Origin of the sequence: Rahnella sp. GSA61A, assembly GCF_019969905.1 — a bacterium.
In the GTDB taxonomy this organism is placed as follows: domain Bacteria; phylum Pseudomonadota; class Gammaproteobacteria; order Enterobacterales; family Enterobacteriaceae; genus Rahnella; species Rahnella aceris.
The window spans coordinates 26,672-34,995 of record NZ_JAHXYO010000034.1 but is presented as its reverse complement, the minus strand read 5'-3'; the positions used below and the strand labels follow the sequence as shown (position 1 = coordinate 34,995).

10 protein-coding genes are annotated in these 8,324 nt (G+C 45.0%); 6 read left to right on the top strand and 4 right to left on the bottom strand.

Annotated features, from left to right (window positions below; all coding sequences use genetic code 11):
• Positions 1-98 (top strand): DUF6434 domain-containing protein (locus LC431_RS25435; RefSeq protein ID WP_255611249.1); only part of this gene is annotated, 98 nt, incomplete at its 5' end.
• Positions 99-394: 296 nt separating this feature from the next.
• A complete protein-coding gene (locus tag LC431_RS25430) occupies positions 395-1,633 on the top strand; it encodes an IS110 family transposase (protein ID WP_014683004.1) in 1,239 nt (412 codons plus the stop codon).
• Positions 1,634-1,817: 184 nt separating this feature from the next.
• On the opposite strand, the gene LC431_RS25425 is transcribed toward LC431_RS25430, so the two are convergent.
• On the bottom strand, positions 1,818-2,348 hold the full coding sequence (locus LC431_RS25425) for a GNAT family N-acetyltransferase (protein WP_223510456.1): 531 nt from the start codon (positions 2,346-2,348) through the stop codon (positions 1,818-1,820).
• A 329-nt stretch (positions 2,349-2,677) separates the two neighbouring features.
• On the opposite strand from LC431_RS25425, the gene LC431_RS25420 reads away from it, so the two are divergent.
• Positions 2,678-3,751 (top strand): DUF3443 domain-containing protein, encoded by a 1,074-nt coding sequence (locus tag LC431_RS25420; protein WP_223510455.1) that lies wholly within the window; start codon positions 2,678-2,680, stop codon positions 3,749-3,751.
• A gap of 54 nt (positions 3,752-3,805) precedes the next feature.
• Here LC431_RS25420 and LC431_RS25415 read toward each other — a convergent pair whose 3' ends face one another.
• The gene (locus LC431_RS25415) at positions 3,806-4,030 is read right to left on the bottom strand and encodes a hypothetical protein (RefSeq protein WP_223510454.1); all 225 of its coding nucleotides are present in this window, start codon (positions 4,028-4,030) and stop codon (positions 3,806-3,808) included.
• Between the two features lie 137 nt (positions 4,031-4,167).
• Complete coding sequence (locus LC431_RS25410; protein WP_223510453.1) at positions 4,168-5,367, bottom strand: RES family NAD+ phosphorylase; 1,200 nt, start codon at positions 5,365-5,367, stop codon at positions 4,168-4,170.
• A gap of 366 nt (positions 5,368-5,733) precedes the next feature.
• Here LC431_RS25410 and LC431_RS25405 point away from each other — a divergent pair, with 366 nt between their 5' ends.
• A complete protein-coding gene (locus tag LC431_RS25405; RefSeq protein WP_223510452.1) occupies positions 5,734-6,276 on the top strand; it encodes an RES family NAD+ phosphorylase in 543 nt (180 codons plus the stop codon).
• A 234-nt stretch (positions 6,277-6,510) separates the two neighbouring features.
• Here LC431_RS25405 and LC431_RS25400 read toward each other — a convergent pair whose 3' ends face one another.
• Positions 6,511-6,960: an NUDIX domain-containing protein gene (locus LC431_RS25400; RefSeq protein WP_223510451.1), complete on the bottom strand. Its 450-nt coding sequence runs from the start codon at positions 6,958-6,960 to the stop codon at positions 6,511-6,513.
• A gap of 311 nt (positions 6,961-7,271) precedes the next feature.
• Here LC431_RS25400 and LC431_RS25395 point away from each other — a divergent pair, with 311 nt between their 5' ends.
• The gene (locus LC431_RS25395) at positions 7,272-7,790 is read left to right on the top strand and encodes a GNAT family N-acetyltransferase (RefSeq protein ID WP_223510450.1); all 519 of its coding nucleotides are present in this window, start codon (positions 7,272-7,274) and stop codon (positions 7,788-7,790) included.
• A gap of 76 nt (positions 7,791-7,866) precedes the next feature.
• A complete protein-coding gene (locus tag LC431_RS25390; protein ID WP_223510449.1) occupies positions 7,867-8,298 on the top strand; it encodes a bifunctional diaminohydroxyphosphoribosylaminopyrimidine deaminase/5-amino-6-(5-phosphoribosylamino)uracil reductase RibD in 432 nt (143 codons plus the stop codon).
• The last annotated feature ends 26 nt before the right edge of the window (positions 8,299-8,324 follow it).

The window sequence follows — 8,324 nt, the reverse complement described above, 5'->3', positions numbered from 1 at the left end:
TTCGATTCGATCGTGAATTTATGATGTGGATACGTAATGATGATCCAAAAACTTTGGGTGATGTTGTAAATGAGTGGAAGCGCAGACATTCGTTTTAATAAGCCGGGGTCAGCGCCTCGCTCACAGCGGACAGTCCGTCCGCGTCGGGCTGCTCTGTGCCAGATATAGTCATTCGAACCCTGAGAGTTACACTTTTAAGTGATTCAGGGTATGCGCTTACTGGTTACGAATATTGTGCCAGAATCATGTGGTTTGATGATTGCCGCTTTGCTTTCGAGCCAGTAAGTGCTCCACGTTCGCTAACGAATACTCAGGGCATGCAGACAAACTGCTGACTATATTTCTTTCGAAGAGCGTGGAATGCATACCAATCCCCGGTTAAAAGGAGTTGGTTATGACTGCGATAGATCAGTTTGCTGCTCATGTTGGTCTGGACTGGGCGGATAAAAAGCATGATGTTTGCGTTCAGTTTAAAAACGGCGAACGCACATTCCATGTGATTGAACATACAGCAGAAGCGCTTGATGCCTGGCTCAACGCGTTGCACAAACAGGTGAAAGGCAAAATAGCTATCGCCCTTGAGCTGAAGAAGGGCCCCGTGGTGTATGCTCTTCAGAAATATCCGTTTATCACTGTTTTCCCTGTCCACGCTTTGTCCCTGGCTCGTTACCGGCAAGCCTTCTCGCCCAGCGGCGCTAAAGATGACCCGCAGGATGCCGAGCTGGCATTAGAGTTAATGCTGCGTTATCCCCAAAAGATAAAAGCCATTGAACCCGACAATGCGGATATCCGGTTACTCCAGCAACTGGTTGAGCAGCGTCGTCAGTTGGTTGAAGATAAACGCCGCTTTGTGAACCGGATAATCAACACGCTTAAACAGTATTACCCTCAGCCCCTGGAGTGGTTCTCACATAGGGGTAGCTTACTGTTGTGTGAACTGATTATGCGGTGGCCCAGTCTGCAACAACTGAAACGCGCCAGGCGCGACACGATCCGCAACTTTCTGAATGCCAAAGGTGGCCGCGCAATAGCCCTTACCGAGCAACGTGTTGCGAGTATTGATAACGCGATCCCATTGACGACAGACCCGAGTGTTATAGAGGCTAATGCTTTGATGGCAACAGCACTGGCGACACAAATTAAAGTCGTGAGTGAAATCATCAAAACCTATGACGAACGAATCGAAACGCTGTTTGACACATTGCCAGATGCGGGGCTGTTCAAATCACTTCCGGGCATGGGGCCGTGTATGGGCCCACGTATGCTTGCTGCACTTGGTGATAACCGAGACCGGTTTAACAGCGCTGAAGAAATTCAAAACTACGCAGGTATTGCACCGGTGACAGAACGAAGTGGCCAGAAATCCTGGGTTCACTGGCGATGGCAATGTGCGAAGTTCGTCAGGCAGACCTTTGTTGAATGGGCTGCCAAGACGGTTAACTCATCATACTGGGCCAAATTGTATTATCAGGGGCAGCGAGAAAAGGGAAAATCTCATCAATCCGCGATCCGGGCTCTGGCATTCAAATGGCTAAGGATCATTTACCGCTGCTGGAAGACCAGAACCCGCTATGACGAAGCGAAATATTTGCTGGCACTGGAAGAGCGAAAATCGCCCTTACTGATGCCGTAAAAAACTTGTCGAATGTCTCAGGGCGTGAAGCGGAAGTGAGGGAACTCAAACCACAGGTGATAAGATGAGCCCCCGATCCCCGATAGTGAAGGCGGTAGCAAGTTATTAGTCAAAACGGATAAGCCACGCAGGAATATAAAACTACCACTGGGTTGCAAGAGCGCTGTTGATAAATCATATGGCGCTATGCCTTTAGCCATTCTTGTTTGGTGAGAGAAAAAAGCAGACTTGGAGCGGCATTTTCGACATCATGAATTTCCCTAATGAATCGGAGACCTGATTTTTCGAGGACATTTTGTGAAGCCTGATGATCTGCTCTGACAGTTGCTGAGATTTCCTGGAGATCGAGATTATTGAAGCAATGTTCCACTGAAAAGCGGGCAAACTCTGTTGCATATCCCTTCCCCCAGGCTTCTGTTGCAAACCGATAGCCCAGATTATTCACAACTATTCCTCCATAGTTTCGGATACTGATACCACCAAAACCTATTATCCTTTCAGGAGCATCCTTTTCAGTAATTGCCCAGCAACCGAATTCGTGCTGACTCCAGTGCTGTAACCATCTCATCAGAACATTTTTAGCGTGACCGATGTCAGGATAAGGTCCTGCCGGATTGAAGGTATTTGTAGCTGGATCGCCGTAAATCCGGAATAAATCTTCGAGATCTTGTTCTCTTACCGGGTGCAAATGCAGACGTTCAGTTTTTAACCCCACAGGACACTCCTCAATAATGGCAATAGTCCTGTTATATAATTAAATCTTCAGCTTGCAAGAGGAATTTTTTACGTCTGCGGCATGGCAAGAAATTATGAAAAGCTTCTGTAAGAATCCCGCATAATCGTTCAATCCACTTTTGGAAGTTTTCTGCCATACAAATACCCAGGCATGTAGCCATGCGTAAAGCCTAGTTTTCCTAGCATCCCCACGACAGTCTGCAATAAATACATGCTAAATTGGTGTATTTGAAGCTTTGTGACAATACGTGACAGCATAAAAAGAGCGCCGTTCCATTACCTATAATTGAGCCCCGGAGAACAAATGCGATGCTAAAATTGCTGAAAAAACTGTCTTTCGTAGCAATCTTATCGTGTTGCGTCAGCGCCTGTAATAACAAAGTCGGAATAGCTTCTGAGTACTCCGAAAATGCTAAGGTTAATGAGCTGGCGTCCCGATTGTCCATCCCTATAATGACCAGGGTGGTGGCAGGGAATCGTTTTTATTATGTAAGGTTGCGGATTGGTAATGGTCCGGAAACCAATGCCATTCTTGATACCGGTTCTATTGGATTGCGGGCGATTTCTGCTGTTGTGCCAAACAGGGCTAAGAATGGCCGCCCTATTATCTACCACTTTGAAAGTGGCAACGAACTGCACGGCAGTGTATCAAACGAGAACATTGCCGCAGGCGGGCATCCATTGGGTACCGTCCCGGTTCAGGTCGTTGATGAATTACGCTGTACCTCCCAAGTACCGGGCTGCGCTGTAGCAAGGCTAGATGCGTCAACGCCTTTTGCACAGGGTATTGATGGCCGCAGTAATCAGGAATTTGGCGCCATCATGGGTATCAGGCTCTTTGCCCGTGATCGGGCAGTCCCTAACCCTTTGAGAGCAGCAGGCTTTAAGCTTTGGGTGGTGCAGCTGCCGCGCAGAGATGGAGAGCTAGGCGCGCTAATCCTTGATGCGTCACCGACAGAGTTAAGTAACTTTACACGGATAACTGTCGACAAAAATGGCTCCCTTGCTGCCTGCCTCGATAGTAGTGGTGCTACGCAGTCAATGTGTCTTCCGACGGTGCTGGACACTGGGGATCCTCATGTTTTCGTTTACTTGCATGATATTAAAAATCAAGTGTTGCGTGCGAACATGCTGATGACACTGGAGTTCACCGATAGTCTGAATGCAGGCCAGAAAGTGGCACTGACATTTACATCTGCTAAAAACCAAGCTAAAAAGTCACAAGAACCGTTACGTTACAATCCCAATCTAGTTTCTCTTAGACAGCTAAAAAACCCACAGGAACCACCCTATATCAATTCGGGATATTTGCCGTTTCTTGATTACCTGATTTATTTTGATGCAGATGAGCAAGTTATTGGTATGAGAGCCAGGACTCGCTGATTGCCTATTTGACCTGTTGCTACGGACAGCATTAACCATGTGAACTATGCCGCTCTAAACGTCAGATCTTCGCTCATAGCTGCCCTTGATCTTTGCATTGGGCTGCTTCGTGCCAAAAGCAGAAGTTTGAGTTTTGAACTCATCTAAATATAACGACAAAATGGGTAACCAAAAAGATTCATTAAACCTTTCTGTGTTGCCATGGTTGAGATACGCAGAACCATGGCTGATAGTTGAGTAACTTCGCGTTTGAACCCTTCGACGAATTTCTTCTTTCATTGGGGAATACCTGTAATGCTCTGCCGTGAGCATATCGCTTCTGTACAGATCCCCAAAATCAGTGTGCCACTTCAATCAATAAAATGTTAAAGATATTCCTGAGTGGGATAGGTGCTCGCCCAGAGGGTTTCAGAGGCTTAACCAATTTCTTTTGATGTTGCGTCCAGCTTAGTTACTTGGTAAAAGGTCACTTTTTTATTGCTGTCAAATGCAACATGGTAATTGTTGGCTGAGGAGCTAATATATTGATCGTTTGAAGACTCACCAAAAATCACATAATTCAAACCTCCATCTCGCTGCGATGAACCGAAGATGATTCCGTCAAATATCCCTTTTCCGTAGTTACGAATAGTTTCCGCAAACATTTGTGTCTCGATATAGCTGGTATCGGTCGCTCTAAATGGTTTTGAAATCAGTTCATGGAGCTCCCGCAGGATATATCTGTTTTGAAAATACTGATCTTTTTGGGGATTTTCGAGGATGTTGGCGTCAATGTATCGCATGTCATCTAGAAGGGTGAAATCAAAAAATTTCAGTTCCCTAGTATTCGTAAAAATGCCAACTGCAATAATATCATTAACATAGGGGCGAAGCTCTGCGATGGCTGTCTCATGATCACCAGCAGTATACATGAATGAAATTCCTGGAGGACTCATTCGGCTATTAGTTGCGAAATAATTTGGCGGCGCCGAAAGTTCTTTCTCTGGAACTGACGTAATTGAGCTTCTGTGAAATTCATCTTTTACTAAACGAGCGCGAAAAAATGTATGCCCTTCACCAATACTTGTTAATGTAGAATTGAATATTTCGCCTTTTTCCATTCTATACACGCAAGATCCAATCAGACTCTCATAAAATCTAGAGGCTTCAGTATGCGTAAAACGCCGCACATGCTTAAGATCATTAGCAACCTCATTCCATTTTTTGATAGCATCATTTTTGCATTTTTCGATGAAAGCTTCATCAACGGTACTTCTGTACCTTCCGTCAAGTTGAAAAAAAGCGTTATTTGCCTGGCAGAGCAAAATTGAAAGCTTATCGAGTACATTTTCATTATCGTATGTAAATCGTTTCAATACGTCCTTTATTGATAACGTATTCGGAAAATTAACTTTCGTTAATTCGTAGTGGTTTCTGAGTTTTCTCGTCAAAGTGAACAAAAAATCCTCGAGAAGGATACCGCTCAGTTTTGCTTTAGAACAGATCAGGCAAACTTTTTCCTCATAGAAATCACGATTTTTAGTGTTGAAATAGTATGATTTTTGATTGCATTCTGCACAGATGACACCAACAGAAGATTTTATCTCATCCAATCTTCTTTCATGCTCTCTTACCATTGAATTTATTCTGAAACTACTCATAGGGGAAAAGTTCTCTTAGGTTCAAAGAGGTAGCATCTTAAGCGGTTTCACCATGATGTCCATCTCTGCGATCAGCAGAGAAAATGGTGGTTACATGTATTTAGATGGCGATGCCTGCAGGGCTATGTGACCAACCCCTCGTCGATTAACACACGGCAATATTAGTAATCCCGCTCAGTGGTGAGAAAAGTTTTGTACTTCCGCTTCTCGCTCGCAGCAGACGGCATGTCACTTGGGCCTGGCGGCTTATGCCACAAGCGGACATTTTGTAACATTGGATATGTACTATCGGACTGCTTACCTTCTTCGTATAAGGCACATTTGTTAATTCTGCGAGGTCATATGAATCAGGCCGACAAGAAATTTTTAAGAAGAATGAGTGGATATTTTTTTCGCACTGTACGCATAGAAAAACTGGCTCATGTCCTTGATCTGCCAGAACCAGAAAGTAGCGGACGGTATCATCGCCCTGGACAGCCTATACTCTACATGAGTCCGGAAAAAGAATGGTCAATAAGGGCTGTGTCCGGGTATATGCGGGCTGACGGAATTCGACGCGTAGTTGTTCCACTTTATATCAACGAAGCGTTTGTCTTGGATCAGAATGATGAACTAGCTAGTAGTGTGTTGGGGATTGATCCAGAGCTTTCAAAAAAACCATGGATACCTGCACTACAGGAAAATCGTGAACCTCCATCATGGAAAAACTCTGACCTTGCTCGTAGATACGGTGCTGATGGCCTTATTGATTGCTCAAGATTAATACCGGGCGGCTGGCATCTTAATCTATTTCGATGGAATGAACCTGGTGCTCCAACTGTACACATTTGCGGAGAACCTATTGAATTCAGGCTATCTGTGGAAGGGAATAAATGGGACCTGTAACAAAAGAATCAGCCTCATGAACTTCACCATTACAACATTATGAAGATAGCTCTCTGAGATGTGAGTAAGGTGCCAGAACCGAGGAATAAAGTCGCGAAAGTGGTTTTTTACGGCGATTAGCATGATTGCTGGGCTTGAACATTCTTTTCTTCGCCAACGTCGGCTCCTCGCTCATAGCCCCCCTTTTGCATATGCATACTGACGAGGAGCGGAAACATTGCTATGAAGCAGAGGTTACCTACCAGTGTCCCAGCCGTACTCTGAGTAACACTCATCAGCATTAATGGCTTCAATAGCCTGCCTTACATAGGGTATTGTTTCTTCTGGCAGATCCGACATGTTCTTCCAGCTTACTTCGGCATGCTTGTCAGGTTCTGCAAGGAAAGGTATACCACTCCATTCTCGGCAGATAAAATAATGTCCTATCCATGAACGGTTTTCCGTCCACACATGCATGGTATGCACAAGGGCCAATTCTGAAGGAATTGCATCCACCCCTGTCTCTTCTTTTAGCTCTCTGGCGGCAGCGGTAGAGAGTGTTTCGCCTTTTTCTAGCCCACCGGCTGGTAAGCTAAAGCAACCATCCATCCAGCCCGTATTAGACCTTCGGAGCATGCAGAGTTCATCCCCTTTTAGAAGCAAGACAAATACTGCTATGGATAGATTATATCTGTCACGACTCATATAGCGATTGCCCCATTACTAAGAACACTGTCTATATATACATTGCTTTAATGCGTTTTGATATCTGTTAATTTTGAAAGTGAATGGCCAATTAGTGCGGCTATTCAGAAAACTAATTTATGCAAAACCTCTGCTTTTCGCTCACAGCGGACCTTCAGCGTCACGTGTTTGTCTGCTGTTCGCTCACAGCGGACATTGGCTGTTGTGAATGTCTCAGGGCGTGAAGCGGAAATTGTTGTAGTTGCTCGGGAGAGATGAACCATGCATGGTGGTATATCATCTGCAATGAATAGCTATGATTGGGGGAAGTGATGACTACTCAGCAAGCGCCTCAACTTGAAACAGCCCGACTGATATTAAGACAATTTGCGCTCGGCGATTTTCCAGAGCTTATGGCCAGCTGGGCTATTCCTGAGATGGCCAAAATTAATGGCGGTGAGAATCCCACGGCAGAAATCGTTTGGTCACGCTTACTACGCTATATCGGGCACTGGCATGCATTAAGTTATGGCTACTGGGCAGTTATTGAAAAAACAACAAATCGATACATTGGTGCATTTGGTTTTCAAGATGCCCATCGCGATATCACCCCTGCGTTAAAATACCCTGAAGCTGGATGGACGTTGATTCCCGAAGTCAGGGGAAAGGGTTATGCGTCAGAAGCACTGACAGCAATTTTACTTTGGGCCGATAAGACATTTTCCTCTTCAGTGTGCTGTATCATTGACGAAGAAAATAAACGCTCAAATTATCTCGCTGAGCGTTTTGGTTTCGAGTTTCAAGGGTATGTTAACTACCACGGAAAGCAGGTACGGATGCTTATACGCTAGTAGGCTATTGGTGGACATTAATATCAAAATCCTTACAACAGACAGTAAATGACTTACAAAATAAGACGGAAAGTGGATGAGTGAAGAACTGAAATTCATGTTGTTGGCGCTTGAGCACTCCCGCCAAGCATTACCGGAATGCTGGCCTAATCCACCGGTGGGGTGCGTGATTGTTCATAAAGGAGATGTGGTCTCGAAGGGGTTCACGCAATCCCCAGGCCATAACCACGCTGAGATAGACGCAATTTCTAGACTAAAGTTTCCAATTCGGGAATGTGAAATCATTGTCACGCTTGAACCCTGCTCCTTCCAGGGAAGAACCCCATCCTGTGCATTAACACTTGCAGAGTTGAAGCCAAGACATGTCTATGTAGCTTTAGAAGATCCGCACCCTAGAAACAGGGGGGAAGGGCTCAATATTTTAAAGAATGCAGGTGTCAGTTTCACGTTAGGTCTTGGCAAACAAGAAGTAGAGGACTTTTTGTCACCCTATTTAGTGAGGTCATGACCTGCTTCCCTTTGATTCACACAGAA